Below are 25,499 nucleotides of genomic sequence, written 5' to 3' on the forward strand. Positions count from 1 at the left end.
CCGCGGCAGCCGGCGTCCGGGCGCTCCCGACGCGCCCGGAGTCTCACTCGGCGAGGGCCTCCACGGCACTCACCCGCGTCGCCAGCCGCGTGGGAACGACCGTGGCGACAACGGTCAGCAGCGTCGTCGCCGCGACGACGATGAGCACCGGCATCCACGGCACGGCGGGGGCCACGACCGTCGGCGCCGCGAACGACGGCGGCAGCGCGACCGAGCCGAGCAGCGACTGCGCCGCCACCCAGCCGTAGACGACGCCGAGCACGAGCCCGAACGCCAGCGCCGTGATCGTCACGTGCACGGCCTCCAGCAGCACCACGGTGCGCACCTGCGCGGACGACAGCCCCAGCGCGCGCAACAGGCCGAGCTCACGCCGACGCTGCACGACACCGATCGTCAGAAGGTTGACGAGTCCGACGGCGGCGATCACGGCCGACACCGCGACGAGCCCCATCATGATGGCCGCGAACGTGTCGAGCACGCGGCTCAGCTCGGCGGCCGGAACCCCATCGGCTGCGGCGGTCAGCAGCGCTTTCACCGACGCACTCGCGACCGCGAACATCACCACGAGGGTCACCCCCATCACGACACCGATCGCCATCCGGCTGGCGCGCTCGGGGTAGCGCAGCGCATTCTCGGCGGCCAGACGCGCGGGCGCGGAGCGTCCGAAGGCGCGTCCGCTCAGGCGCAACAGCGGCGGCATGACGAGGACGGCGCCCAGCGCGAGAGCGGTGAAGGACAGCACGCCGCCGAAGAAGGCGACGATGACACCCAGCGGCGATGCCGTCCCGACGACCACGCCGCCGGCGAGCAGCGCCGCACCGGAGGACCCGAGCGCGACCGCGACCGCGGTACGCCCGCGCGATCGGGTCTCGTCGCGCGTGCGCGGCGTCGCTCCACCGAGCGCCTGCAGGGGCGTCACCGCCAGCACCCGGCGCGACCCGCTCCAGGCACCGGCCCAGGTCGTCAGCGCCACGACGGCGGCCGGAACCAGCAGCACCGGCTGCAGCACGGCATAGCCGACGGTGACGTGCAGCAGTGCGTCGGCGGCACGAACGAGCGCGGCGGCGACGGCCGCTCCCACGACGAGGCCCGCCGTGGCTCCGATGACGCCGACTCCGACGCCCTGACTCCCCACCTGGCGGCGCTGAGCCCGCGCGGACGCGCCGATCAGCCGCATCAGGGCGATCTGGCGTGTGCGGCCGGCGACGATGGTCGCGAAGGTGTTGGCCGTCACGATCGCCGCGACGTACACGGCGACGCCGACCAGCAGGACGCTGAGGATGCCGAGGACGATCGCGACCGTCTCGCTGTCTCCCAGGTAGGGGTCGGTGCGCGCCCACGTCGCGATGTAGCCGGTGGCGGTCAGCAGCAGCACGCCGAACGCGGACGAGATCGCGGCGACCAGAATGCTCGCTCCCATGCCGCGCTCGCGCAGCCACGCCCCTCGTGTCCAGGCGCGGCGGGGCGCGGCCGTCGGCGGCGCCGCGCGGTCGGCGACGAGCGCGCTCACACCCTCACCTCCGCGGCCAGCATGAACGCCGAGACCTGTTCGGCGGTCTGCGCCGGCTTGTCGGCCACGACGCGGCCGTCGCCGAGGAACAGCACGCGGTCGGCATGGGCGGCGGCGACCGGGTCGTGCGTCACCATCGCGATGGACTGCCCGCGCTCCCGGCTGGCGGCGGCGAGAAGGGCCAGCACTTCGCGGCTCGATCGGGAGTCGAGATTGCCGGTCGGCTCGTCGGCGAAGACGAGGTCGGGAGACGTCGCGAGGGCGCGGGCGATGGCGACGCGCTGCTGCTGCCCGCCGGAGAGCTCGTGCGGCCGGTGCTGCAGGCGTGCCCGCAGACCCAGGGTGTCGATGAGGTCGTCGATGCGAGCCCGCTCCAGTGCCGTCGGACGGCGCCCGTCGAGATCGAAGGGCAGCATGATGTTGCCGATCGCGTCGAGCGTCGGCACGAGGTTGAACGCCTGGAAGACGAAGCCGATCCGACGACGGCGCAGAATCGTCAGCTCGAGGTCGGACAGCGCCGTGATCTCGGTGTCGCCGATCCATGCCCGACCGCTGGTGGCGCCGTCCAGCCCGGCCATGATGTGCATGAGCGTCGACTTTCCCGATCCCGACGGGCCCATGATGGCGGTGAACTCGCCACGGCGGATGCCGACGGTGACGCCGTCGAGGGCGCGCACCCCGCTCTCGCCGCCGCCGTAGGTCTTGGTGAGGCTCTGCACGCGAGCGGCGAGCCCGAGTTCGGTCGTGGTGATCTGCATGCCCCCGACGCTACGGAGGGCGCCCGCGCCGCCGCGTCGGCCTCGCGTCGCGGCGCCGTACATCGCAAGGATGATCCGGGGCGGGTGCTCTCTCAGGCCAGGCCGTGCTCGAAGGCGAAGACGACCAGCTGCACGCGGTCGCGGAGTCCGAGCTTTCCCAGTACGCGACTGATGTGGGTCTTCACCGTGGCCTCGGAGAGGAACTCACGCTGGGCGATCTCGGCGTTGGAGAGGCCGCGGGCGGCGAGGGCGAAGATCTCCCGCTCCCGCTCGGTGAGCTCGGCGAAGGCCGGGGGCGTCGCGCGCAGGGGGGCGGAGAACTGGGCGAACAGCTCGCGGGTGGCCGCGGCGGCGATGACTGCCGAGCCCGACTGCACCGTGCGGATCGCGGCGAGCAGGAACTCCGGATCGGCGTCTTTCAGGAGGAAGCCGCTCGCCCCCTGACGAATCGCGCGGGCGGCCGCCTCGTCGAGGTCGAACGTCGTGAGCATGACGATGCGCGGCGGCGCGGCCGCCAGGCTCGGATCCGCCAGCAGCTCGGCGGTCGCTGCGAGGCCGTCCATCACCGGCATCCTGATGTCCATGAGCACGACGTCGGGTCGCGTCTGGCGGACGACGCGCACGCCTTCGGCCCCGTCGCCGGCTTCGCCGACGACGGTCAGATCCGGCTGCGAGTCGATGACCATGCGGATGCCGGCACGGAAGAGGGCCTGGTCGTCGACGAGGACGACGCGGATCGGCGCGCTCACAGGGCCTCCCCCGGCACGTGCGAACCCGGAAGGTTCGGCCCGGGGAGGGGTCCCGGAGTGATCGGCTGCCCGGCGATCGGCAGCGAGGCGGTCACGACGAAGACCTGCCCGCGGGGCGCCGCCTCGAGGTGCCCGCCGACGAGCTGTGCGCGCTCGCGCATGCCGATGAGCCCGTGTCCGCGCGTCTCGCCCTCCCCGCGGTCGCCGTGCGCGGCGGCAAGCGGTGACGGCGGATCGATGGGGTTGCTCACGCTCAGCTCCACCCCTTCAGGGTGCCACGCCAGGCCCACGCTCACCTCGGCGCCCGCGCCGTGGCGCAACGCATTGGTGAGCGCCTCCTGCAGGATGCGGAAGACGGCGAGCTGCACCGCCGACGGCACCTCGGCGGTCGGCACGGGGTCGATGTCGACCCGCAGTGCGACGCCCGCCGCGCGCACCTGCGCGTAGAGCTGCTCCAGGTCGGCGAGCGTGGGCTGAGGGCCTTCGGCCTGCGTGTGCCGCAACTGCGTCAGCAGCATCCGCACGTCCGACAGTGCGGCGCGGGCCGTGGCGGAGATCGTGCCGAGCGTCGCTGCGGCGACCGCCGGGTCGGATGCCGCGGCGTAGCGGGCACCGTCGGCCTGAGCGATCACGACCGCGAGCGAGTGTGCGACCACGTCGTGCATGTCGCGGGCGATGCGGGTGCGCTCGGCCTCGGCGAGCGCCGTGGCCTCGGCGAGCTCCTGCGCGCGGCGGTTCTCGCGAGCACGCAGCGTGGTGCGCACCAGCGCACCGGTCGTCCACGACAGCAGCAGGGCGAACGCGGCGGAGGCGAAGGTGGCGATGCTGGCGAACACGTAGGTGCCGATGCCGTTCGGGGTGCCCGATCCGAGCAGGAGCGGCACCACGATGATGTACACGGCGATCGCGACCGCGCCGACCAGCGATGAGGCGAGCCCGAGCCAGAACGTGCGTCGGGCCCCGTACGCGGCGGTGGTGTAGAGCACGCCGAAGATCACCACGTTCGCGGGCAGCGGCGGCAGCCCGCCGGCCATCTGCAGGATCGCGGCCGCCCAGCAGACCGCCAGCGCCAGCTCCGGAGCCAGCCGCCGGATCGCGGCGGCGGCCGAGAAGACCACGGTGAGCACCATCGCGACGGCGAGCGCCACGCGCGGGGGCAGGACGCCCGAGCTGACGGCGTCCCAGGGCGCGACGGTGGCCAGCACCGCGAACATCGCGAAGACGCCGGCGGCGACGATGTCGACCGTCAGCTGCGTACGGGTGAGCCTGCGGAACACGCTTCGACGCTACGCGACGGCGCGAGCGGCGGCATCCATCGCGGGGTGTATTGCGACGCGGCGCTACGACGCGCCGAGCGGAACGATCGGCCGGTGCTCGTAGAACGTCTGCAGCACGACGGTGGTGCGCGTGCGGACCGACGCGGCGAGACGGATGTCGCGCACGAGGTCTTCGAGTGCGCGCGGCGAGGCGACCCGCGCGAAGAGCATGTAGCTGGCGTCGCCCGCGATGGAGTGGCACGCCTCGATGGCGTCGAGGTGCTCGAGCAGTTCGGGCGCATTGTCGGGCTGCGCGGGGTCGAGCGGAGTGATCTCGATGAATGCGGCCAGAGGACGTCCGGCCGCGTCGGCATCGACGAGGGCGCGGTACCCGGTGATGACCTCGCGGGACTCGAGGCGCTTGAGCCGCGCCTGCACCGCCGAGACGGACAGTCCGACCGCGGCGGACAGATCGGCGAGGGTCATCCGCCCGTCACGGGAGACCTCGGCAACGATTCGACGGTCGACATCATCTTCCACACATGGAAGAATATCCGATGCGAGCCGCTCAGGCCGTAAATATTCCTGTCCGAACGATCGGAGGTGCCCACCATGTCCCTTCTCACGCCCGCGAAGTCCGTCATCGGAGAGCCCGAGGTCGTCGAAGACGACCGACCGATCACGCAGCTCGTCGAAGACGACCGACCGATCACGCAGCTCGTCGAAGACGACCGACCGATCACTCAGCTCGTCGAAGACGACCGACCGATCACGCAGCAGCCGGCGTGGCTGGCCCTGAAGGATGCCGTCTCGCAACTGCAGCCGCTGCAAGCACAGGACGGCTCGGTGACGGATCCCGCCCACCGTGATCACGCCGCGGAACTGGTCGCCGTCGTCGCGGAGGCGATCGCGAGCCTCGCCCCGCTGTTCCCGCACGATGCCGCCTACCTGTCGGCGTGTGTCGTCGACCTGCACCGGTGGGCCGACAGCGGCTTCGGCGTGCCCGACTTCCTCGACTCCTTGGTGACCTTCCAGCCGCAGCGCGACCGCGTCGACGGCCTGCGCCATCTCGTCGTCTTTCCGATGTACACGCAGAACGGCTCCCGCGACCGGCACCTGGAGGCGGTGCTCTGCGAGGTGATCTGGCCGGAGTTCATCGCCGAGCTGGAGCACACGTACACCAACGGTCTGTTCGTCTCCCTGCGCCTGCTGGATTTCACGTCCGGCTACGACACGAACTCCGCGGTGCTGTTCCCCGAGACGGTCGCCATGCGTGAGATTCCGGCGTTCACGTGGGGCGCGATCTTCCAGGACCGCGAAGCGGCGCGCTTCCGGCGCGTGGTGGCCGCGGCATCCGAGATCACGAAGCTCGACGTACCGGAGGGCGTCGCGCGCATGCTCACCGACCAGGGCCTGACCGAGCAGACCTTCGTCATGTGGGACCTGATCCACGACCGCAGTCACATGCGCGGCGACCTGCCGTTCGACCCGTTCATGATCAAGCAGCGCATGCCGTACTTCCTGTACTCGCTCGAGGAGCTGCGCTGCGATCTGACCGCGTACCGGGAGTGCGTCGGCATCGCCGCGCGGCTGAGCGCGCGGGCCGATCAGGGCGAAGATCTGACGGATGCCGAGCGGGAGATGCTCGATCACGCGCGACTCGTCCAGTACGCCGTGCTCTTCGACCGGATCTTCCGGTTCGCGATCACCGGGACGCGGGTGCGCAACTACGACGGACTGGGCGGCCAGCTGCTGTTCGCCTGGCTGCATCAGCGCGGCGTGCTGCACTGGACCGACACCGCACTGGCGTTCGACTGGGACGACGTGCCGGCGGCGGTCATCGCCCTCAGCGACGCCATCGACCGGCTGTACTGGGAGTCGATCGACCGGCCGAAAGTCGCGCACTGGCTCGCCGCGTATGAGCTCGTCCGCGGCGTCGTGACGCCCCATCCGGCGTCTGTGTGGGCGCGGGGTCTGCCCGACGAGGTGCTGGCCGGAGCTCCGAAGGGCTACACCGACGCCGTGCTGGACGACGAGTTCCCGCTGTCGATGTTCTTCGAGGCGCTCGACAAGAAGATGCACGGCGTCATCTCCTCGACCGCGGGCATCACGGGCCGCGATGGGTGACGGCGTCCGCGGGAGGACGGTCGTCGTCGCCGGCGCCACGAGCGCGAGTGGCCACGCCGCCGCCCGCGCGCTCGTGGCGGCCGGAGCGAGCGTCATCGCGGTGGGGCGCCGCGATGACGCTCTCGCTCCCCTGCGCGACCTGGGCGCGCGCACGGCCGTGTGCGACCTCGCCGACGAGGCGGAGGTCGCGGCGTTCGCGGCGATACTCGCGGCGGACGGCGTGCGTGTCGACGGGCTGCTGCACCTCGTCGGGGGGTGGCGCGGCGGCGGGGGGCTCCGCGGCCAGACCGAGGCCGACTACCGCGCGCTGGAGAGCGGGCTGAGCGCCCTGCGACACGTCACGCGCGCGTGGTGGGACGACTTGAGCGCCTCCCCCGCCGCCCGGACGGCGATCGTGTCGTCCACGGCGGTCGCGCGTCCCCTGGCGGGCGGGGCCAACTACGCCGCTGTCAAGGCCGCGGAGGAGGCGTGGGCTCGCGCGATGGCGCAGGGCTTCGCGAAGGACGCGCGCGATCGCGGGGTCGCGCAGACCGCGGCATCCGTCATCTTCCGCGTCCGGGCTCTCGCGGGCCTGGAGGAGGCGCTCGGATCGGCCTTCGTCGGGCTCTGGGATGCCGACGCGGCCGAGGTCAACGACACGATCGTCAGCCTCGGCGCGCCGAACTAGATTGGATATCCGTGACCACCCTGCATGACACGACCGTCCGCGGCTTCGCCAGCGACAACTACTCGGGCGTCCACCCCGAGATCCTCGAAGCCATCGCCGCCGCCAATCACGGGCATCAGATCGCGTACGGCGAGGACGCCTACACGGCCCGGCTGCAGGAGGTGTTCCGCCACCACTTCGGCGACCACGCCGAGACGTTCCCCGTCTTCAACGGGACGGGCGCGAACGTCGTCGGGCTGCAGTCGATGCTGCCGCGGTGGGGTGCGGTGATCGCGGCATCCACCGCGCACATCAATGTCGATGAGGGCGGCGCTCCCGAGCGGGTTGCGGGGATCAAGATCCTGAACGTCCCCACCGACGACGGCAAGCTGACTCCTGAGCTCGTCGACCGCGAGGCCTGGGGATGGGGCGACGAGCACCGCGCGCAGCCGCTCGTCGTCTCGATCACACAGTCGACCGAGCTCGGCACGCTGTACACGCCCGACGAGATCGCCGCCCTCGCCGACCATGCGCACGCGCGCGGTATGCGCCTGCACCTGGACGGTGCCCGCATCTCCAATGCGGCCGCGGCACTCGACCTGCCGCTGCGCGCCTTCACCACCGACGTGGGCGTGGATGTGCTGAGCTTCGGCGGCACGAAGAACGGCGCCCTGGGCGGCGAAGCCGTCGTCGTCCTCGACCCGGCGGCCGCGGAGGGGCTGCTGTTCCTGCGAAAGCTGAACATGCAGCTGGCGTCGAAGATGCGATTCATCTCCGCGCAGCTGGTCGCCTTGCTCGAGGGGGACCTGTATCTGCGCAACGCGCGCCACGCCAACGCGATGGCCCAGCGCCTGCGGGCCGGTGTCGAAGCCGGGATCGCCGACGGATCGGTCACCGGGGTGTCGTTCAGCCAGCCGACGCAGGCCAACGGCGTCTTCGCGGTACTGCCCGACGGCGTCGCCGATGCCCTGCGCGAGAGCTTCCGCTTCTACGACTGGGACGCCGCGAAGAACGAGGTCCGCTGGATGTGCTCGTTCGACACGTCCGAAGACGACGTCGACGCGTTCGTCGCCGCTCTCGCGCGCCTCACCTGACACGCGCCGGCTCGACACCGACCCGTCACCGGGTCAGGCGCCGGCGAGCCACGCCCGGTACGCGTCGAAGGAGTACGGCCGTCCGAGGAACGCCTCGACGAGCGCGGTCGCGTCACGACTGCCGCCCGGCTCGAGGATCTCGCGGCGGTAGCGGGAGGCCGCCTCGGCATCCATGAGGTCGCCGCCGAAGCCCGAGAGCAGGTCGCGGGCGATGACGAGGCTCCACTGGTACGTGTAGTAGCAGGCACCGTAGCCGGTGAGATGACCGAATCCGGCGTAAGAGTGCCGACCGCGCAGGGGCTGCACCGGGCTCGTCACGGCGTACCAGTGCTCCGTGGCCGCCTGCAGGTCTTCCGGACGGTCGACGTGCAGGTGGTACGACACGTTCGCGTGGCCGAGCTGGCGACGCACCTCCAGGGCCCGCCCGAACCCGTCGGCGACGCGCATCTTGGCGACCAGATCGGCCGGGATCGGCTCGCCCTCGGCGTTCGCGGTGAAAGAGGCGAGGACCTCGGCATCCCACGCCCATTCCTCCAGCAGCTGGCTCGGCGCCTCGACGAAGTCCCACTCCGTCGCCACGCCCGAGAAGCGCACGAAGCGCTGCGCACCGCCGAGGATGTCGTGCACGAGGTGGCCGAACTCGTGGAAGAACGTGACGACTTCGTCGTGGGTCATCAGCCCGCGCGCGAAGTTGCACAGGAGCACCGCCTCGGGCAGCACACGCCCCGCGACGCCGGGGGCGAGGGGGAAGCAGGCGGCGTGGTTGTACTTGCCGTCACGCGGATGCAGGTCGAGGTGGATGCGACCGAGCCGCTGACCCTCGCGGACGACGTCGTACGAGCGCACATCGTCGTGCCAGGTGGGGATCTCGACGGGCACGTACTCGACGTCGAGCAGGCGCGCGGTCGTGTCGAGCACGCCCGGCAGCACCCGGTCGAAGGAGAAGTACGAGCGCACGAGCTGAGCGTCGACGTCGTGACGCTCACGGCGCAGCGCACTGAGAAGGTAGAAGAAGTCGGCGATCGTGACCTCGGTCGCCGCCGGGTCGTCCTGCTGCAGCCGTTCGAGCAGCACCGGGTACTCACGAGCGGCCGCGTCGGCCGATGCGTCGTCGAGACGCGCGAGGAACTCCGCGATCGCCGCACTGCTGCCGTCGACACGATCGGCGCCGATCATGCGGGTCTCGGTCTCGTAGTCGGCCCAGTCGCGGTAGCCGAGCAGCTGCGCACGTTCCGCGCGGACGGCCAGCAGCTCGGCGAGGACAGTGTCGTTCACCGGCCACGCGAGGTCGTTGTAGGCCGCGACGAGCGCCGTGCGCGTCGCTCGGTCGGTCGCGTATTCCCGCACCGGCATAAGGTCGGTGTACTCGGTCGTGAGCACGATCAGCCCGTCGTGGTCGACGGGGTGCGCGTCGATGAAGTCCTGCGGCAGACCCGCCAGTGCCGCGGGGGCGACGCGGATCTCGCGCCGTCCGTCGCGGATGTTGCGTGAGAACTCGAGACTCAGCTCCGTGTCGCGGTCGGTGAGCACGCGCACACGCTCACGATCCGCCGCAGGAAGGGCGACGCCCCCGCGGTGGAAGTCGCGGCGCACCTGCGCGACCAGCCGCGCCTGGTCGGCGTCGAGAGCGTCATCGGTGAGAGCCTCGAATGCGGCGAACAGCTTCGCGTCGAGAAGGCGGGATGCCGAGAGCGCCTCGAGCGCCTGCACCTGCTCCTCCGCGATGCGGCGCACCTCGGCATCCGGGTGCGCCTCACTCAGCAGATAGGCCTCGCACGTGGCCTGCCGCAGCGCCAGATCGGCGTCGTTCCACAGGTCCAGGCGCGTCGCGGCATCCATCTCGTCCGCCGCATCGACGAGACGGGCGTCGAACCCGGCGACGAGAGCGACAGCGGCGGCGGGTCGTCCGGACGCGAACGCCACCCAGCCGTCGGCGTCGGTCGGGAAGACGAGGGGCTCGATCGAGGTCATGATCCGAGCCTACGTCGGGGCTGCGACCTCAACGATCGGCGATCACTCGGGCGTCTGATCGTCGTCGTTCTCGTCGTCGTTCTCGTCGTCGCCAGGCGCGGGCGCGGCCTCGGCGCTGTCGGCCGCCGCAGCCTCGGTGCGCAGCAGCTCCTTGACCTCGGACATGAAGCTCGTCAACTGCTGCTGCTGCCAGCGCAGTGCCCGCGTGCGGTCTTCGGCGTCGCGCAGCACGCTCTGCGAATGCCCGGTGACGGTGTCGATGATCTTCTGGGCCTTGACGCTCGCGCGATCGAGGATCTCGCGCGAGCGCAACCGTGCGTCGGCCTCGTGCTGCTGAGCCTGCGCGCGCATGAGCTTGTCGAAGTCGTCGGCCTTCGCCGTGATGCGCTGCGCGTGCTCCAGCGACGCGGCGACCTGCTCGTTGGCGTCCTGCGTGATGCGCTCGGCGTGCGCGACGGCCTGGTTGTGCAGCATCAAGAACTCCTGCTGGGCGTCGTCCTGCCGGCGGCTCAGTGCCTCCTCGAACTCCAGGGCGCGCAGGCGCTGCTCGCGCACGGCGTCCTCCGCCTCCGCACGGAGCTGCTCCGTCTCACGCGAGACGAGCGAGCGCAGCGCTGCGGCCCCCTTCTCGGCTTCGGTGCGGATGGCAGCGGCCTCCTGCTCGGCCTGCGCGACCTTCTCGGCGGCGTGCGCCGCCTCGCGCTCGAGCTGGGCGGTGTGTGCCGTCAGCTCGGTGTCGATCGTCAGTCTCGCCTGTGCGGCATCCGTCGCCGCCTGGGCACGGAGGGTCTCGATGTCGGCCTGAGCCCCCGCCCGCTGCGCGGCGATCTCCTCGCGCGCAGCCTGCAGAAGACGCTCGGCCTGGACACTCGCGTTCTTGATGATCACGGATGCCTGATCCTCAGCGACCCGCAGCACGTCCTCGAACCGCTCGCGCTCGCGGGAGGACTCCGCGGCAGAGCTCACGAACTCCGCCGACAGGGTCTGCACCTTGTCCTCCGCATTGTCGGCCCGCGCGGACTGCACCGCGAGTTCACCCTCCAGCTGCGCGACGCGCGCCTCCATTCGCGTGAGCTCATCGGCGCGGTCCTGTGCCTCCTGCTGCGCCGTCTCGAGCCGACGAGCGAGCGCGTCGGCGTCGGCGCGACGGGCATCGCCGTCGGCCGTCAGCGCAGCGAGGGCGGCATCCACGGCGGCGCGATCGTAGCCGCGGAAGACGGTCGGGAACGTGGCGGCCTCCCCGTCGGATCGGGACTCCTGCGACCCCGACATGAGGTCATCGAAGGCGGTGTGGTCGGACTCGTAGCGGTCAGTCATGGCAGCACTCCGAAGCGGCGCCTGCCACGGTGGGCACGGCGGCATGTCACCGACTCGGGCGCGCCGGCACGCGAATGATATCGGAGAAACCGATCGTCACCGTGTCGTCGTCAGCGACGCCCGAGCAGCAGATCGGCGAGGTTGGGCCGGAAGTGGCGGGCGACGTAGGTGACGGCTTCGTCGACGCCGAACGCCCGGGTCGAGTTGCCGACCCGCACCCACAGCTCGGTGCCGCCGCCCTGGGCGACGAAGACGGGCTCGGGTGCTCGCGGGCAGCGCACGGCGCAGACCGTGGCGCCGTCGATCTCGGCGAAGCGGATGCGCGGCATGGCGGCCGCGTTCTTTCCGAGGCTCGTCGCCAGCATGTCGCGCAGCCAGAGCTCGAAACGGTCGGCGTCGGGGGTGCGCAGGGTCGCGAAGTCGCGGTCCAGCCCGTGGACGCGACCCGCGTCGTCGACGCCGATGAGCAGTGTTCCGCCGGAGCTGTTGAGAAAGGCGGCGACGGTTTTGGCGACCACCTGCTCCATGCGGGCGTCCTTCTTGTCGTCGCGGACGTTCCAGCGCGCGGTCTCCTTGAACTCGACGCGGTCGCTCTCGCCCCTCTCCAGGAGCGCCGCGACGTCGATGGCGCCGTCACGTCGCAGCAGTGCGGCGATGCCCGCGACGAGGAACGAGAGCCCGAGGCTGCTGCCGACCGCCAGGAGCAGCGCCGTCGGCATCCACAGTCTCAGCCCGACGAAGAACCAGCCCGCCAGGAAGAGCCCGAGGCTCACTCCCAGCAACGACACGATCGTCATGACCGACAGCGGCAGGGACAGCCGAGCGCCGAAGAGGCGACGCAGCACCCACGCGATCATGAAGGACAGCAGCAGCGCGAGCGGCAGCGCGCCGGCGACCTCGACGAGCATCTCACTGCGGGGCACGGTGATCACCTGAAGACGAGGGACAAGGGACGACGGGCGATCAGCGCAGCGCGCCGACGCTGGCCAGAGCCAGGCGGATGAGCGTCGAGCGCCCGCCCTCCATTTCGGCAGCCAACGCCTCCGACGAGGCCTCTTCGGGGGTCATCCACGTGACCTCCAGAGCATCCTGGCGCGGCTCGCACGTGCCGGTGACCGGGATGACGAACGCCAGCGACACCGCATGCTGACGGTCGTCGTGGAAGGCGCTGACCCCGGGCAGCGGGAAGTACTCGGCCACCGTGAACGGCACCGGCTGCGGCGGAAGCTGCGGGAACGCCATGGGCCCCAGGTCGTTCTCGAGGTGACGGAAGAGGGCATCACGGACCGTCTCGCCGTAGCGGACACGCCCCGAGACGATCGACCGGGTGATCTCGCCCAGCGGCGTCGCCCGCAGCAGCACGCCCACCTGGGTCACCGCGCCGACGCCGTCGGTGCGCACCGGCACCGCCTCGACGTACAGGATCGGCAGCCGTCGACGCGCCTCGGCGAGCTCGACGTCGCTCAGCCAGCCGGGGTTGCCGGCGCTTCCCGGCGTCGGCGAGCCGAACGATCCATCGCCGAGGGGGTGGCCGGGCCGTCCCCCGCCGCTGCCGAAGCCGCGCAGCGGGTCACGGGGGTTCCCGTCGTCGTCGCGTTCGTTCGGATCGGGGTCGGGGGTGCGAACGGCCATGCCTCCATGTATACCCGTACCGCCGCCGGTGGCGCGCCCGTGCCGTCGGCCGGGCGGCGACGCGAGTGTCGGCGCCTCCTGCGAGGATGGTGGTCATGAGCGCGATCGCGATCGACGACGAGGCCGTCCTCTGGTCGGAAAGCCCCGAGACGCGGGCGGGCAGACCCCTCCTGCTGCTGCTGCACGGATACGGCTCGGATGAGCGCGATCTTTTCGGGCTCGCTCCCTTCCTCCCCGACGCGTTCGTGCTGGCCGCGGTTCGTGCGCCGCTGGCGCCGCCCTTTCCCGCCCCCGGCTGGTCGTGGTATCCCATCGAGGGTCTCGACGGCCGCTCGAGCGGAGCGGTGACGGCCGCCGCCGACGCCCTGATCGCGTGGATCGATCGGGCGACGGATGCCGAGACGATCGGCATCCTCGGCTTCTCTCAGGGCGCCGCGGTCGCTCTGCAGGCTCTGCGCCTGCAGCCCGAGCGTTTCGCCTTCGTCGTGAACCTCGCCGGCTACGCAGACCCGTCACCCCTTCCGGGCGACGAGGCGCTCGCCGAACGTCGCCCCCCGGTCTTCTGGGGCCGCGGCGCGCGCGACGAGGTGATTCCCCCCGCTGCGGTGGCCCACACGGTGCAGTGGCTGCCCGCGCACGCGGAGCTGAGCGGCCGGGTCTACGCCGGGCTCACCCACAGCGTGTCGCAGGAGGAGCTCGACGACGTCCACGTCTTCCTCGACAAGCAGCTCGCCGCCGCGGGCTGACCCGGCTGTGGCCTTCGGCGTGGGGGTGCGTTAGGCTGTCGGCGTTCTTGTCCCGACCGTGAGGAAGACCGTTGAAGGGTTTCGACGCCGCGCTGTGATCCCGCGCTGAGCCGTCGACCCTCCGTCCCTCCTCGGACACCGGGTTCTCCGACGCGTCGGCGCATCTCTATCCGCGCCGGCCGTCGATCCCTCCCGTCGTCCGGGAACGGTGTCGTGCGCGCCTGCGCTCCGACACTGATCTCGTCAGTGTCATCGACACCGACAGGAGGCATCCATGCCCCACGCTTCTCCCGCGGTCGTGCTCGACCGCGTCACCTTCACCTGGCCCGACGGCACCGTCGCTCTCGACGACGTCTCCGGGGCCTTCGCCGCTGTGCGCACCGGACTCATCGGACGTAACGGCGCCGGCAAGTCCACGCTGCTCGGCCTCATCGCGGGAGCCCTGATCCCGGCATCCGGCACGGTCGTGCGCAGCGGCACCGTCGATGTGATGCCCCAGCGGCTCACCGCCGACACCCGCGTCGCGGCACTCTTGGGCGTCGATGCGGCGTTGGATGCCGTGCGGGCCATCTCGTCCGGCGACGTCGATCAGCGCCACTTCGACGCGGTCGGCGACGACTGGGACATCGAGGCACGCGCCACGGCTGCGCTCGCCGAAGCGGGCCTTCCCGAGGACGCTCTCGACCGACGGGTGGGCGCCCTCTCCGGTGGCGAGGCCGTCCTCGCCGCCCTCGTCGGCGTGAGACTGCGCGGAGCCCCGATCGCGCTTCTGGACGAGCCGACCAACAACCTCGACCGTGACGCGCGGGCGCGCGTGCACGATCTGGTGCGCAGCTGGCGCGGCACGCTCATCGTCGTGAGCCACGACACGGCGCTGCTGGAGCTGATGGACGAGACCGCCGAGCTGTACGCGAGCTCGCTGTCGACGTTCGGCGGCGCGTACTCGGCGTGGCGCGCCGCTCACGAGGAACAGCAGGCGGCAGCCCGCCAGGCCGAGGCGGCGGCGCGACAACAGGTGCGGCGCGAGAAGCGCGACCGCATCCACCAGGAACAGGTGATGGCCACACGCGCTGCGATCGGCCGTAAGGCGGCCGCTGATCGGCGCGCACCGAAGATCGTCCTCGGCGAGAAGAAGCGTGCCGCCCAGGCGTCGGCGGGGCGGCTACGCGTCGAGGCGCGCGACAAGGAGGCGGAGGCGCGCGCGGTGCTCGACGCCACCGAACGGCGCGTCCGCGACGACGAGCCGGTGCACATCGAGCTGCCCGACCCCGATGTCGCGGCCGGTCGACGGATCGCGACGATCAGCGACGGCGAGCGCTCGTGGACGGTCCAGGGCCCGGAGCGGGTCGCGCTGATCGGTCCCAACGGCGCGGGCAAGACGACCCTCCTGGAGCGGCTGGTCGCGGGTGGCGCGGGGACTCCTGCGGGTTTGGCGGTCGACGGCGTGCACATCTCCGCCTCAACCGACACCGACGCGAGCACAACGGGCTCTGATGGCCCGCTCAGGCGGAGTTGCGCAGACGCGACAGCCCACACCGACCGCATCGGATACCTGTCGCAGCGCATCGACCTCCTCGACGAGCAGGCGACGCCCCTGGAGAACCTGCGCCGCGCGGCACCCGGCGTCGGCGACGTCGAGTTGCGCAACCGACTCGCGCGCTTTCTGCTCCGCGGCGACACCGTCATGCGCCCGGTGGCAGCGCTGTCGGGCGGCGAGCGCTTCCGCCTCGCGCTGGCGTCTCTGGTGATGGCCGACCCGCCGCCGCAGCTGCTGGTGCTCGACGAGCCGACGAACAACCTCGACCTCGGCACGGTCGACCAGCTCGTCGCCGCGCTGGCCGCGTTCCGCGGCGCCGTCGTGCTCGTCAGCCACGACGACGGGTTCCTCGAGCGGATCCGCCCCCACCTCGTGCTGGAGCTGCGCGAGGGGGTGCTGACCGAGATGCGGCTCGAATGAGCGCGGATGCCGCGGGTCGCGGCATCCGCGGGGTCGACCGGCGCGAGCGCCGCGGCACGGGTCGGCTCGTCCGTTCCGTATTCAGTCCGCGCGAACGCGACGGCGGCGCACGGACCCGGGTTCTCCAGGCTCCGGCGCGGGTCCGGGCGCGCAGAGACTGAAGACGGAACAGGGCGAGCGGGGGACGGCGGGGCGCGCGCCGCAGCCGCGGCGTCCGGGTGCGCCCGGGTGCGTCCGTGTACGCCGAACGCGAGCATCCGCCCGGGTGTCGGCGGTCCGCGGGATGATGGATCGATGGCCGATGTGCTGGAGCGGTTCGGTCCTGCGACCCAGGACTGGTTCCGTGGCGCCTTCGCCCAGCCGACGAGCGCTCAGGCGGGGGCATGGGAGGCGATCTCCGCGGGCAAGCACGCCCTCGTCGTCGCCCCCACCGGCTCGGGCAAGACCCTGTCGGCGTTCCTGTGGGCGATCGACCGCGTCTTCCGCGAGAAGGCCCCGGCCGCAGCGGCGGACGATGCCGATGCGCGCAAGAAGAGGGCGGCGAAGAAGAAGACGGATGCCGCCGGCACGCACATCCTCTATATCTCTCCGCTCAAGGCTCTCGGCGTCGACGTCGAACGGAACCTCCGGTCGCCGCTGGTGGGGATCGGGCAGGCCGCGCGACGTCTCGGCATCCCCCTTCCCGAGGTCACCGTGGGCGTGCGCTCCGGCGATACGCCGGCCGCCGATCGCCGCAAGCTCATCGCCGACCCGCCCGACATCCTCATCACGACGCCCGAGTCGCTCTACCTGATGCTCACGTCGCAGGCGGCCGAGACCCTGCGCGACGTGCACACGGTGATCGTCGACGAAGTGCACGCGGTCGCGGCGACCAAGCGCGGCGCGCACCTCGCGGTGAGCCTGGAACGGCTCGACGCCCTGCGCCGCGGCGACGATCCCGATCGCCCTGCCGCACAGCGCGTCGGGTTGTCGGCAACGGTGCGCCCGATCGACGAGGTCGCGCGCTTCCTCGGCGGCTCCGCCCCGGTCGAGATCGTCGCCCCGCGTGCGACGAAGGCGTTCGATCTGCGCGTCGTCGTGCCGATGGCCGACATGCTCAACCCGCCCCCGCCGCCGGAGCGGGCCGACCCCGAGACGAGCGCGGAGACGGATGCCGAGGGCGACGGGGACTGGTTCACTCCGTCACAGCCGTCCGAGATCACCGGATCGGTCTGGCCGCACGTGGAGGAGGCCATCGTCGACCGCGTGCTCGCACACCGCTCGACGATCGTGTTCGCCAACTCGCGACGTCTCGCCGAGCGTCTCACGGGCCGCCTCAACGAGATCTACGCCGAACGGCTCGGTCTCGACCTTCCCGAGCAGACCGTTCCCGCCGCCACGATGGCCCAGGCAGGAGCGAGTGCCGGCGCCCCACCGGAGCTGGCAAAGGCCCACCACGGCTCGGTGTCGAAGGAGCAGCGTGCCCAGGTCGAAGACGAGCTGAAGCGCGGCATCCTGCGCTGCGTCGTCGCGACGAGCTCGCTGGAGCTCGGCATCGACATGGGCGAGGTCGATCTGGTGATCCAGGTCGAGGCGCCGCCGTCCGCCGCCTCGGGCCTCCAGCGCGTCGGACGCGCGGGCCATCAGGTGGGCGAAGTGAGCCGCGCCGCCCTCTTCCCCAAGCATCGCGGCGATGTCCTGCACACCGCCGTCGTGACGGAGAGGATGCTCGCGGGCCAGATCGAGGCGATCAGCGTGCCGCAGAACCCGCTCGACATCCTCGCGCAGCAGACGATCGCCGCGTGCGCGGTGGGAGCGGTCGACGTCGAGGGGTGGTTCGAGACGGTGCGGCGCTCGGCACCGTTTCGCACGCTGCCCCGCTCGGCCTACGAGGCCACGCTCGACCTGCTCGCGGGCAAGTATCCCTCCGACGAGTTCGCCGAGCTGCGCCCCCGCGTCGTCTGGGACCGCGATCACGGCACGCTCACGGCGCGCCCCGGTGCGCAGCGCGTGGCGGTCACGAGCGGCGGCACGATCCCCGATCGTGGCCTGTTCGGCGTCTTCGTCGCCGGCGAGACGCGCAACGCCCGCGTGGGCGAGCTCGATGAGGAGATGGTCTACGAGTCGCGCGTGAACGATGTGTTCACCCTGGGCACCACGAGCTGGCGCATCGTCGAGATCACCCACGATCGTGTCAACGTCCTGCCCGCGTTCGGCCAGCCGGGAAAGCTCCCGTTCTGGCACGGCGACGGGCTCGGCCGCCCCGCCGAGCTGGGCGAGGCCCTCGGCCGGTTCTCGCGCGAGGTGGCGGCGGCGGACGCCGAGAAGGCAACCGCACGCCTGCGCGAATCGGGGCTCGACGACAATGCGATCGGCAACCTGCTGGCCTACCTCGACGAGCAGAAAGAGGCGACCGGCAGCCTTCCGACCGACCGCACCCTCACGGTCGAACGCTCGCGCGACGAGGTCGGCGACTGGCGGATCATCCTGCATTCCCCGTACGGCATGCACGTACACGCGCCGTGGGCCTTGGCCGTCAACGCGCGCATCCGCGAGCGCCTGGGTGTCGAAGGCTCGGCCGTCGCGAGCGACGACGGCATCATCGCGCGGGTGCCGGATGCCGAGAGCGAACCGCCCGGAGCGGAACTGTTCGTCTTCGAACCGGACGAGCTCGAACAACTCGTGACCGACGAGGTCGGCGGCTCGGCCCTGTTCGCCTCCCGCTTCCGCGAGTGCGCGGCACGCGCCCTGCTGCTGCCCCGCCTCAACCCCAACAAGCGCTCGCCGCTGTGGCAGCAGCGTCAGAAGTCGGCCCAGCTGCTGGAGGTGGCGAAGAACCACCCCACGTTCCCCATCATCCTCGAGACGCTCCGCGAAGTGCTCCAGGATGTCTACGACCTCCCTGCGCTGCTGCGCATCGCCCGCTCCATCGGCGACCGCCGCATCCGTCTGGTCGAGACCACCACGAGCACCCCCTCGCCGTTCGCCCGCGACCTGCTGTTCGGCTACGTCGGCGCCTTCATGTACGAGGGCGACTCGCCCCTCGCCGAGCGGCGCGCGGCGGCACTGTCGGTCGACCCCGCCCTGCTGGGCGAGTTGCTCGGCAAGGTCGAGATGCGCGAGCTGCTCGACCCCGCCGTCATCGCGCAGTTCGAACGCGAGGCCCAGCGGCTCGACCCGTCGCGGCGCGTCCGCGGGCTGGAGGGCGTCGCCGATCTGCTGCGGCTTCTCGGACCGCTCGACGCCGCCGAGGTCGCGGCGCGACTGGCAGAGACGGCCACGCCGACGCAGGATGCGTCTGCCGGCGCCCCGCACACCGCCACCGCGACCGCAACAGCACCTCCCCCGTCGGATGCCGAGGCCGACGCGGCCGCACACGGCGCGGCATCCGCCTTCCTCGACCAGCTCGTCGCCGCGCGCCGCGCGATCCGCGTGAGTGTCGGCGGCGTGGAGCGAGTCGCGGCCATCGAGGACGCCGGCCGGCTCCGCGACGCTCTGGGAGCCGCGCTGCCCGTCGGCATCCCGCTGGCCTTCCTCGAACCCGTCGTCGACCCGCTCGCCGACCTGATCGCGCGCCACGCGCGCACGCACGGCCCGTTCCGCACGGCCGATGTCGCCCGGCGGCTGGGCATCGGCGCCGCCGTGGCCCGCCAGACACTGCAACGCCTGGAGTCGCAGGGGCGCGTGGCGAGCGGCTTCTTCCTGCCTGAGGGGGCGGCCCCGCGATCGGTTCCCGGCGACGAGGGCGGCGCCCGCACCGGCGTCGATGACCTGGAATGGTGCGACAGCGAGGTGCTGCGACGTCTGCGCCTGCGCTCCCTCGCCTCGATCCGCGGCACCGTCGAACCGGTGGCGCCGGCCTCCTACGCGCGCTTCCTCCCGGCGTGGCAGCACATCGCCGGGGCGGCCGGCGGACGTCCGCTCGAAGGCGTCGACGGTGTGCTCGCCGTCATCGAGCAGCTCGCGGGCGTGCCCCTTCCGGCGAGCGCCTGGGAGTCGCTGATCCTGCCCCTGCGGGTGAGCGACTACACACCGGCGATGCTCGACGAGCTCACCTCGACCGGCGACGTCGTCTGGTCGGGCCATGGCTCGCTGCCGGGCCGCGACGGTTGGATCGCCCTCCACCCGGCCGACACCGTGACCCTCACCCTCGCCCCGCCCGAAGACCCGGAGGAGCCCTCCGCGGCGGAGCAGCGCATCATCGACGCGCTCCGCGCCGGTGGCGCGTTCTTCGCCGGTCAGCTGGCGGCGATGACGCAGGCGACGAGCGAACAAGCCGTCGTCGACGCGCTCTGGAACCTCGCCTGGACCGGACGGGTGACCAACGACACGTTCGCGCCCGTCCGCGGGCTCCTCGCCGGGGGCTCGCAAGCCCATCGCACGACACGACGCGCGCCCCGCGCCCGGATGTTCCGCGGCACCTCCATCCCGACGACCCTGACGGCCGCGCGCCCCGCCGCACCGCGCGCGCCGATGGCCGGGGGACGCTGGTCGCTGCTGCCCGAGCCGTCCGCCGATGGCGCACTGCGCGCGACGGCCTCGGCGAGCCTTCTCCTGGAGCGCTACGGCGTCGTCACGCGCGGCAGCGTGCAGGCCGAGGGCGTCCCGGGCGGGTTCGCGCAGGCGTACCGTGTGCTCGCCGGATTCGAGGATGCCGGGCACTGTCGCCGCGGCTACTTCATCGAGAAGCTCGGGGCCGCACAGTTCGCGGCATCCGCCACCGTCGACCGCCTCCGCGAGTACGCCGCTCTGGCCGACCCGCCCCCGCGTCGTGCCGTGACACTCGCGGCAACCGATCCGGCCAACCCGTACGGCGCCGCTCTCGCCTGGCCGGCGCTCGAGGGCGTCGCGCATCGTCCGGGACGCAAAGCCGGCGGACTCGTCACGCTCGTCGACGGTGAGCTGGTGTTCTACCTCGAACGCGGCGGCCGATCGGCGCTCGTGTTCGACGACGACGACGAGGTGCTGGCCGCCGCGGCCGCGAGCCTCGTCACGACGGCGCGCACCCATCGCCTCGACACGCTCACGGTCGAGCAGGTGTCCGGAGCATTCGTCTACGGCACCGCGGCGGGGCGCGCCCTGCAGGCCGCAGGGTTCGTCGAGTCCAGCCGCGGCCTCACCCTGCGGCGTCAGCGATGAGCCGCCTCACCGCGTGCCCGCCGGGAGCCGGTCGTGCCCGAGGGTGACACCGTCTTCCGCACGGCGCGGCGGCTGCACGAAGCGCTCGCCGGCGCCGAGGTCGCACGCTTCGAGCTGCGCGTGCCGCGGTATGCGACGGCCGACCTCACCGGCGAGGTCGTGCACGAGGTCATCCCGCGCGGGAAACACCTCCTCATGCGCATCGGCTCCTTCACGCTGCACTCGCACCTGAAGATGGAGGGGCGCTGGCTAGTGTTCCGCCGCGGCGAGCGGTGGCGCGCCCCGGCGTACCAGGCGCGCGCGATCGTCGGCACCGCGGCGGTGGATGCCGTGGGCTTCGAGATCGCGATGGTCGACCTCGTTCCCACCGTCGACGAAGACGAGCTGGTCGGCCACCTCGGCCCCGACCTGCTCGGCCCGGATTGGGATGCCGAGGAGGCCGCGCGGCGCATCCTCGCCGATGACCGGGCCGTCCACGTCGCGATCCTCGATCAGCGCAACCTCGCGGGCCTGGGCAACGAGTACGCCAACGAGCTGCTGTTCGTCCGCGGCATCCTTCCGACCACGCCCGCCGCCGCCGTCGATGCGGCCGGTCTCGTCGAGACGGCCTCGCGCATGATCCGCGCGAACCGCGACCGCGCGTCGCGCACGTTCACCGGCGACACGCGTCCCGGTCGGCAGAACTGGGTGTACCGCCGCGAGCGCAAGCCGTGTCTGCGCTGCGGCACGCCGATCCGCCGCACCGAGCTCGGCGCCACCGAGACCAGCGCGCGCATCGTGTTCTGGTGCCCGCTCTGCCAGACCTGACCGCGCCCTCCCGCCCCGCCACGACGGCGGAGCCGCCGCAACAGATGCGGATCGTCGCAACAGAATCGGATGCCGCGGCATCCTTCGATCCGCATCCGTTGCCGATCCCCGCATCCGGTGCGGGCCGGGCCGCCGCGCTGGGCCGGGCCGCGTCTCAGCGGCCGAGGTAGCGGCCGGGGCGGTGGTTGAGGGCGAGGACGAGGTTGAGGAGGATCGCACCGACGGCGCTCATCACCACGTTCGGCCAGGGCACCACCAGCAGCGCCAGCGCGACGATCAGCACATCGAAGATCATCATCGTCCAGCCCGCGCGGAAGCCGGTGCGGTCCTGGATCTCGAGGCCGACGATGTTGATGCCGCCGACACTGCCGCGGTGCCGGAAGAGGATGAGCACCCCGACACCGGCGAGCAGGTTCCCCGCGAGAGTGCCGTACAGCGGCTGGAGACCGCTGATCGGGAAGAGCGCGTCGTGCAGCGGGGCGAGCCCGGAGACCAGCGCGATGCAGACGATCGTGCGGATCGTGAAGTCCCACCCGCGCCGCCATACGGCCAGCAGCGCGAACGGCACGTTGACGGCGGCGAACAGCACCCAGAACGGCCAGCCGGTGGCGTACCCCAGCAGCAGCGAGAGCCCGGCGGTGCCGCCGGTGACAGCGCCCGCCGCATGCAGCAGGTGCAGGCCCACGGACACGAGGAACGTTCCTGTGAGGATGCCGAGAATGTCCTCCGCGACCGAGTGATCTTGGGTCTTGGCTTCGAAGACAAGAGTGGGACCGGTCGTCGGGTCGGCCTCCGCAGGTGTGGTCACAGCGTCCATCTTCGCAAGCCACACGCGACCCGGCGTCACGGGACCGGCCGTGGGAATGATCCGGCGGTCACCACCGTTGCGGATACCAGGAGGGATTCGTGGGTAAGAACTACATCGACATCGAAGACGAGCGCGGGCAGACGCTGCGTTATCGCAAGCACGTCAACGGCCGCGGTCTGATCGCCAACGGCGCGAAGGTGCACGCCTCGGCCCTGGTCGAAGCGGGCGCGTATGTCGAACCGGGCGCGCAGATCGCTGCGGGCGCTCACATCGGCCGCGGCGCATGGATCGAACCGGATGCCGTCATCGGCCCGGACGTCGAGATCGCCCCGCACGCGCACATCGGATCGGGCGCGGCGATCGGCCCTCGCGCCAAGATCGGCGTTCGTACCGTGGTCGGCGCGCACGCACGCGTGGCGGGCGGATCTCTCATCGGCGACGACGAGCAGATCGCCGACGGCGAGCGCGTCGCGACCGACCGTCGGGGCCTTCGCCTCGCCGCCTGAGCCGCGGCGCCGGCGGCGGGATACGCTGGCCTGCATGGCCGGACGCGGAGCAGGAGGAGCAGGCGGGCGTGGCGGCAAACCCGCGCGCCCCTCGGCATCCTCTCGCCGTGCTCCTCAGAAGAGTGGGACGAAGAAGGGCGCTGCCCGCACGGGTGCGGCGCCCAAGCGCGCGAGCCCGAAGCCGGAGACGCCAACGGTGACTAACGTTGCGCGCGGCCCGTTCCGCCTCGGCGCGGTCGAGGGCGCCACTCCCGGCAAGTGGATCGGCACCTGGCGTGAGCGGATGCCGCACGTGGCCCTCGAGCTCGTGCCGCTGACGGTCGCCGACCAACAGCAGGCGCTGGCGACGGCATCCGTCGACGCGGCACTCGTGCGACTGCCGGTAGACCGCACCGACCTGCACCTGATCCCCCTCTACGACGAGGTGCCCGTCGTCGTCTGCGCGGCCGATTCCCATCTCACGGCCGCCGACGAGCTCACCCTCGCCGACCTGGTCGGAGAGGTGATCATCGCGCCGCATAATCCCCCCCTGGAGCTCGAGGTGGCGGGCGGCGAGATGCCCCGCTTCGCCCCGCCGGAATCCGTCGCCGACGCGATCGCGATCGCGGCGTCGGGTGTCGGGGTCGTGATCGTCCCGATGTCGCTGGCGCGCCTGCACCACCGGAAGGATGCCGCGCATCGCCCGCTCGCCGACGGGCCCACCTCGAGCATCGCCCTGGCGTGGCCGGCCGCCCCGGCGTGGGCATCCGACGCCGCGTCCGGTGCGTTCGTGGAGACCTTCATCGGCATCGTGCGGGGGCGAACCGCCAACTCGTCGCGGTGAGCGGCGTCACACACCTGCCCCGTCGGAGCATGCCCGCCTAGACTCTCGACATGTCTCCGCTCGTCTACGTGTGCGCACGGCCGCAGCAGGGCGCGGCAGCCGCTGAGTACGAATCGTTCCGCCAGGCGATGCGCCTGGACGAGAACGAGCTGGAACGCTGGGACCTCGTGCGCGATCCGTGGCCCACCGACGCCGCCCGGCGCTGGCGGGGTGCGGTCGTGGGCGGCAGCCCCTTCAACGTGACCGATCCCGAGTCGGCCAAGACCGACGCGCAACGGCGCCTGGAGGGCGATCTCGCCCAGCTGGCGCACGCCGCGGCATCCGGCGAGACCGCCGCACTGTTCACGTGCTACGGCATCGGCGTCGCGACGCGCGCGCTGGGCGGCGAGGTGACCCGCGCGTACCCCGAAGACACGGGACCCACGAAGGTCACCCTGACGGCGCAGGCCCAGCAGGATCGACTCTTCGGAGGACTCGCGTCGAGCTTCGCGGCGCTGACGGCGCACAAGGAGGGCACCGGCCGCCTGCCCGAGGGGGCCGTCCTGCTCGCGACCAACGACGCCTGCCCCGTGCAGGCCTATCGCCTCGGCGACACGCTCTACGCGACCCAGTTCCACCCCGAGCCCACCGGCCGGGCATTCACGGAACGCATGGCCGTGTACCGCGACGACGGCTACTTCGCGGCCCCCGACTACGACCGCATCGCCGCCCGCGTGCTCGCCGCGTCTCTCACCGAGCCGATGCGGATCCTCCGCGCCTTCTCGCAGACCTTCTGAGCGGGCAGGTCCGCGCGGCGTCGTTCAGTCGCCGATCGACCCGGCCACCACCCGACGCCGCAGCGTCGCGACCACGGCGGCGACCAGGATGACCGCCGCGACGACGAAGGCGGCCGTGGCGACGGCGGGCGCGTGCGGTTCACCGCTGGTGCGCGCGACACCGATCCACACGAGTCCCCACGACATCGCGAGAGCGGGAGCGATACGCCCGCCGGTGCCGAACGCGATCGCGATGCCCACGAGTGCGACCACCACGAGCACGATGACCCCCCAGAGCTGCTGACGGTCGGCATCCATCGGCGAGACGACCTCGGCGGACAGCCACGCCGTGACGTTCGCGACGGTGGCCAGGCTCACCCATCCGAGGTGGATGCCGACGGTCGCGTCCATGAACAGGCGATCGCTCCACGTCTCGGCCGGCGTCTGGACGAGCACACGCAAGGTGGCGCCGAGCGCCGCCAGAAGCACGACGATCGCAAGGACCGTCAGCGCCAGCGTGAGGAACTGCGCCGTCAAGAGCCAGGCGCCGTTCAGCACGGCGGTGACGGCGATCCACCAGCCGGCACGGCGCTGACGCTCCCGCGCGCGCTGGCGCGGCAGCGCCTGCCAGATCGTGTACGCGATCATCAGCACGTAGACGAGCGACCAGATCGAGAAGGCCGGTGTCGCCGGCGCGAGCACGGTGGCATCGGCATCCAGCGCCCCGCCCTGCAGCTCGCGCACATTGGTGCCGCCGAACAGGCCCGTCCCCACCATCGCCGCGATGATCATGAAGACCACGGCGGAGATGACCACGATCTGGCGGGCAAGGTCAGTTCCGGTCGGGCGGGAGTCATCCATGCAAGCCACGGTATGAACGGATGCCGCCGCGCACCAGACCCTTGACACGCGCCCCACC

21 protein-coding genes are annotated in these 25,499 nt (G+C 71.8%); 10 read left to right on the forward strand and 11 right to left on the reverse strand.

What is annotated here, in order from left to right:
• Nucleotides 1–43: 43 nt before the first annotated feature.
• The 5 genes from DEU37_RS06075 to DEU37_RS06095 form a co-directional block, all read right to left on the reverse strand.
• The gene (locus DEU37_RS06075; RefSeq protein WP_121189711.1) at nucleotides 44–1,510 is read right to left on the reverse strand and encodes an ABC transporter permease; all 1,467 of its coding nucleotides are present in this window, start codon (nucleotides 1,508–1,510) and stop codon (nucleotides 44–46) included.
• Complete coding sequence (locus tag DEU37_RS06080) at nucleotides 1,507–2,268, reverse strand: ABC transporter ATP-binding protein (RefSeq protein WP_121190022.1); 762 nt, start codon at nucleotides 2,266–2,268, stop codon at nucleotides 1,507–1,509. The genes DEU37_RS06075 and DEU37_RS06080 overlap by 4 nt, the downstream gene beginning before the upstream one ends.
• 92 nt (nucleotides 2,269–2,360) lie before the next feature.
• A complete protein-coding gene (locus tag DEU37_RS06085) occupies nucleotides 2,361–3,017 on the reverse strand; it encodes a response regulator transcription factor (RefSeq protein ID WP_121189712.1) in 657 nt (218 codons plus the stop codon).
• Nucleotides 3,014–4,294, reverse strand: a complete 1,281-nt coding sequence (locus tag DEU37_RS06090) for a sensor histidine kinase (protein WP_121189713.1) — start codon at nucleotides 4,292–4,294, stop codon at nucleotides 3,014–3,016. Before DEU37_RS06090 ends, DEU37_RS06085 begins: the two co-directional genes overlap by 4 nt.
• 63 nt (nucleotides 4,295–4,357) lie before the next feature.
• Nucleotides 4,358–4,813, reverse strand: a complete 456-nt coding sequence (locus DEU37_RS06095) for an Lrp/AsnC family transcriptional regulator (protein ID WP_082230660.1) — start codon at nucleotides 4,811–4,813, stop codon at nucleotides 4,358–4,360.
• 72 nt (nucleotides 4,814–4,885) lie between these two features.
• Between DEU37_RS06095 and DEU37_RS06100 the strand changes: the two genes are divergently transcribed.
• From DEU37_RS06100 to DEU37_RS06110, 3 genes are read left to right on the forward strand one after another with little or no spacing between them, the layout of a single operon-like run.
• Nucleotides 4,886–6,400, forward strand: coding sequence for a DUF6421 family protein (locus DEU37_RS06100; protein WP_121190024.1), 1,515 nt, complete (start codon nucleotides 4,886–4,888; stop codon nucleotides 6,398–6,400).
• The gene (locus DEU37_RS06105; RefSeq protein WP_121189714.1) at nucleotides 6,393–7,067 is read left to right on the forward strand and encodes an SDR family NAD(P)-dependent oxidoreductase; all 675 of its coding nucleotides are present in this window, start codon (nucleotides 6,393–6,395) and stop codon (nucleotides 7,065–7,067) included. The genes DEU37_RS06100 and DEU37_RS06105 overlap by 8 nt, the downstream gene beginning before the upstream one ends.
• 11 nt (nucleotides 7,068–7,078) lie before the next feature.
• Entirely contained in the window at nucleotides 7,079–8,140 is a 1,062-nt protein-coding gene (locus tag DEU37_RS06110) for a low specificity L-threonine aldolase (RefSeq protein ID WP_121189715.1), read from the forward strand.
• A 33-nt stretch (nucleotides 8,141–8,173) separates the two neighbouring features.
• Here the strand turns inward: DEU37_RS06110 and DEU37_RS06115 are convergent, their stop codons facing one another.
• The 4 genes from DEU37_RS06115 to DEU37_RS06130 form a co-directional block, all read right to left on the reverse strand.
• Nucleotides 8,174–10,111, reverse strand: a complete 1,938-nt coding sequence (locus DEU37_RS06115; protein ID WP_121189716.1) for a M3 family metallopeptidase — start codon at nucleotides 10,109–10,111, stop codon at nucleotides 8,174–8,176.
• A 42-nt stretch (nucleotides 10,112–10,153) separates the two neighbouring features.
• On the reverse strand, nucleotides 10,154–11,428 hold the full coding sequence (locus DEU37_RS06120) for a DivIVA domain-containing protein (protein WP_121189717.1): 1,275 nt from the start codon (nucleotides 11,426–11,428) through the stop codon (nucleotides 10,154–10,156).
• Nucleotides 11,429–11,538: 110 nt separating this feature from the next.
• Nucleotides 11,539–12,351 carry a helix-turn-helix domain-containing protein gene (locus tag DEU37_RS06125; protein WP_232212034.1) on the reverse strand — a complete coding sequence of 271 codons (813 nt, stop codon included), beginning with the start codon at nucleotides 12,349–12,351 and terminating at the stop codon, nucleotides 11,539–11,541.
• Nucleotides 12,352–12,391: 40 nt separating this feature from the next.
• Nucleotides 12,392–13,060 (reverse strand): NUDIX hydrolase family protein, encoded by a 669-nt coding sequence (locus DEU37_RS06130; RefSeq protein WP_005050573.1) that lies wholly within the window; start codon nucleotides 13,058–13,060, stop codon nucleotides 12,392–12,394.
• Nucleotides 13,061–13,155: 95 nt separating this feature from the next.
• Here DEU37_RS06130 and DEU37_RS06135 point away from each other — a divergent pair, with 95 nt between their 5' ends.
• From DEU37_RS06135 to DEU37_RS06150, 4 genes are all read left to right on the forward strand, one after another.
• The gene (locus DEU37_RS06135; RefSeq protein ID WP_121189718.1) at nucleotides 13,156–13,806 is read left to right on the forward strand and encodes an alpha/beta hydrolase; all 651 of its coding nucleotides are present in this window, start codon (nucleotides 13,156–13,158) and stop codon (nucleotides 13,804–13,806) included.
• Nucleotides 13,807–14,080: 274 nt separating this feature from the next.
• Nucleotides 14,081–15,763 (forward strand): ABC-F family ATP-binding cassette domain-containing protein, encoded by a 1,683-nt coding sequence (locus DEU37_RS06140; protein ID WP_121189719.1) that lies wholly within the window; start codon nucleotides 14,081–14,083, stop codon nucleotides 15,761–15,763.
• Between the two features lie 294 nt (nucleotides 15,764–16,057).
• Nucleotides 16,058–20,881, forward strand: coding sequence for a DEAD/DEAH box helicase (locus tag DEU37_RS06145; RefSeq protein WP_121189720.1), 4,824 nt, complete (start codon nucleotides 16,058–16,060; stop codon nucleotides 20,879–20,881).
• Nucleotides 20,882–20,914: 33 nt separating this feature from the next.
• Nucleotides 20,915–21,688, forward strand: coding sequence for a DNA-formamidopyrimidine glycosylase family protein (locus tag DEU37_RS06150; protein ID WP_121189721.1), 774 nt, complete (start codon nucleotides 20,915–20,917; stop codon nucleotides 21,686–21,688).
• Nucleotides 21,689–21,842: 154 nt separating this feature from the next.
• On the opposite strand, the gene DEU37_RS06155 is transcribed toward DEU37_RS06150, so the two are convergent.
• Complete coding sequence (locus tag DEU37_RS06155; RefSeq protein ID WP_121190026.1) at nucleotides 21,843–22,505, reverse strand: YitT family protein; 663 nt, start codon at nucleotides 22,503–22,505, stop codon at nucleotides 21,843–21,845.
• Nucleotides 22,506–22,594: 89 nt separating this feature from the next.
• Here DEU37_RS06155 and DEU37_RS06160 point away from each other — a divergent pair, with 89 nt between their 5' ends.
• The 3 genes from DEU37_RS06160 (at nucleotide 22,595) to DEU37_RS06170 (ending at nucleotide 24,601) form a co-directional block, all read left to right on the forward strand.
• Entirely contained in the window at nucleotides 22,595–23,002 is a 408-nt protein-coding gene (locus tag DEU37_RS06160) for a UDP-3-O-(3-hydroxymyristoyl)glucosamine N-acyltransferase (RefSeq protein WP_005050582.1), read from the forward strand.
• Nucleotides 23,003–23,198: 196 nt separating this feature from the next.
• Complete coding sequence (locus DEU37_RS06165) at nucleotides 23,199–23,825, forward strand: LysR substrate-binding domain-containing protein (protein WP_121189722.1); 627 nt, start codon at nucleotides 23,199–23,201, stop codon at nucleotides 23,823–23,825.
• 50 nt (nucleotides 23,826–23,875) lie between these two features.
• Entirely contained in the window at nucleotides 23,876–24,601 is a 726-nt protein-coding gene (locus tag DEU37_RS06170; RefSeq protein ID WP_036288376.1) for a glutamine amidotransferase-related protein, read from the forward strand.
• Between the two features lie 24 nt (nucleotides 24,602–24,625).
• Here DEU37_RS06170 and DEU37_RS06175 read toward each other — a convergent pair whose 3' ends face one another.
• On the reverse strand, nucleotides 24,626–25,441 hold the full coding sequence (locus DEU37_RS06175; RefSeq protein ID WP_121189723.1) for a tryptophan-rich sensory protein: 816 nt from the start codon (nucleotides 25,439–25,441) through the stop codon (nucleotides 24,626–24,628).
• Between the last annotated feature and the right edge of the window lie 58 nt (nucleotides 25,442–25,499).

Source organism: Microbacterium sp. AG790 (assembly GCF_003634765.1).
Classification (GTDB): domain Bacteria; phylum Actinomycetota; class Actinomycetes; order Actinomycetales; family Microbacteriaceae; genus Microbacterium.

Coding starts and splice junctions, on each gene's coding strand:
- DEU37_RS06140 (WP_121189719.1), top strand. CDS start 14,081: ATGCCCCACGCTTCTCCCGCGGTCGTGCTCGACCGCGTCACCTTCACC.
- DEU37_RS06155 (WP_121190026.1), bottom strand. CDS start 22,505: ATGGACGCTGTGACCACACCTGCGGAGGCCGACCCGACGACCGGTCCC.
- DEU37_RS06145 (WP_121189720.1), top strand. CDS start 16,058: ATGGCCGATGTGCTGGAGCGGTTCGGTCCTGCGACCCAGGACTGGTTC.
- DEU37_RS06175 (WP_121189723.1), bottom strand. CDS start 25,441: ATGGATGACTCCCGCCCGACCGGAACTGACCTTGCCCGCCAGATCGTG.
- DEU37_RS06135 (WP_121189718.1), top strand. CDS start 13,156: ATGAGCGCGATCGCGATCGACGACGAGGCCGTCCTCTGGTCGGAAAGC.
- DEU37_RS06105 (WP_121189714.1), top strand. CDS start 6,393: ATGGGTGACGGCGTCCGCGGGAGGACGGTCGTCGTCGCCGGCGCCACG.
- DEU37_RS06120 (WP_121189717.1), bottom strand. CDS start 11,428: ATGACTGACCGCTACGAGTCCGACCACACCGCCTTCGATGACCTCATG.
- DEU37_RS06080 (WP_121190022.1), bottom strand. CDS start 2,268: ATGCAGATCACCACGACCGAACTCGGGCTCGCCGCTCGCGTGCAGAGC.
- DEU37_RS06130 (WP_005050573.1), bottom strand. CDS start 13,060: ATGGCCGTTCGCACCCCCGACCCCGATCCGAACGAACGCGACGACGAC.
- DEU37_RS06100 (WP_121190024.1), top strand. CDS start 4,886: ATGTCCCTTCTCACGCCCGCGAAGTCCGTCATCGGAGAGCCCGAGGTC.
- DEU37_RS06170 (WP_036288376.1), top strand. CDS start 23,876: ATGTCTCCGCTCGTCTACGTGTGCGCACGGCCGCAGCAGGGCGCGGCA.
- DEU37_RS06115 (WP_121189716.1), bottom strand. CDS start 10,111: ATGACCTCGATCGAGCCCCTCGTCTTCCCGACCGACGCCGACGGCTGG.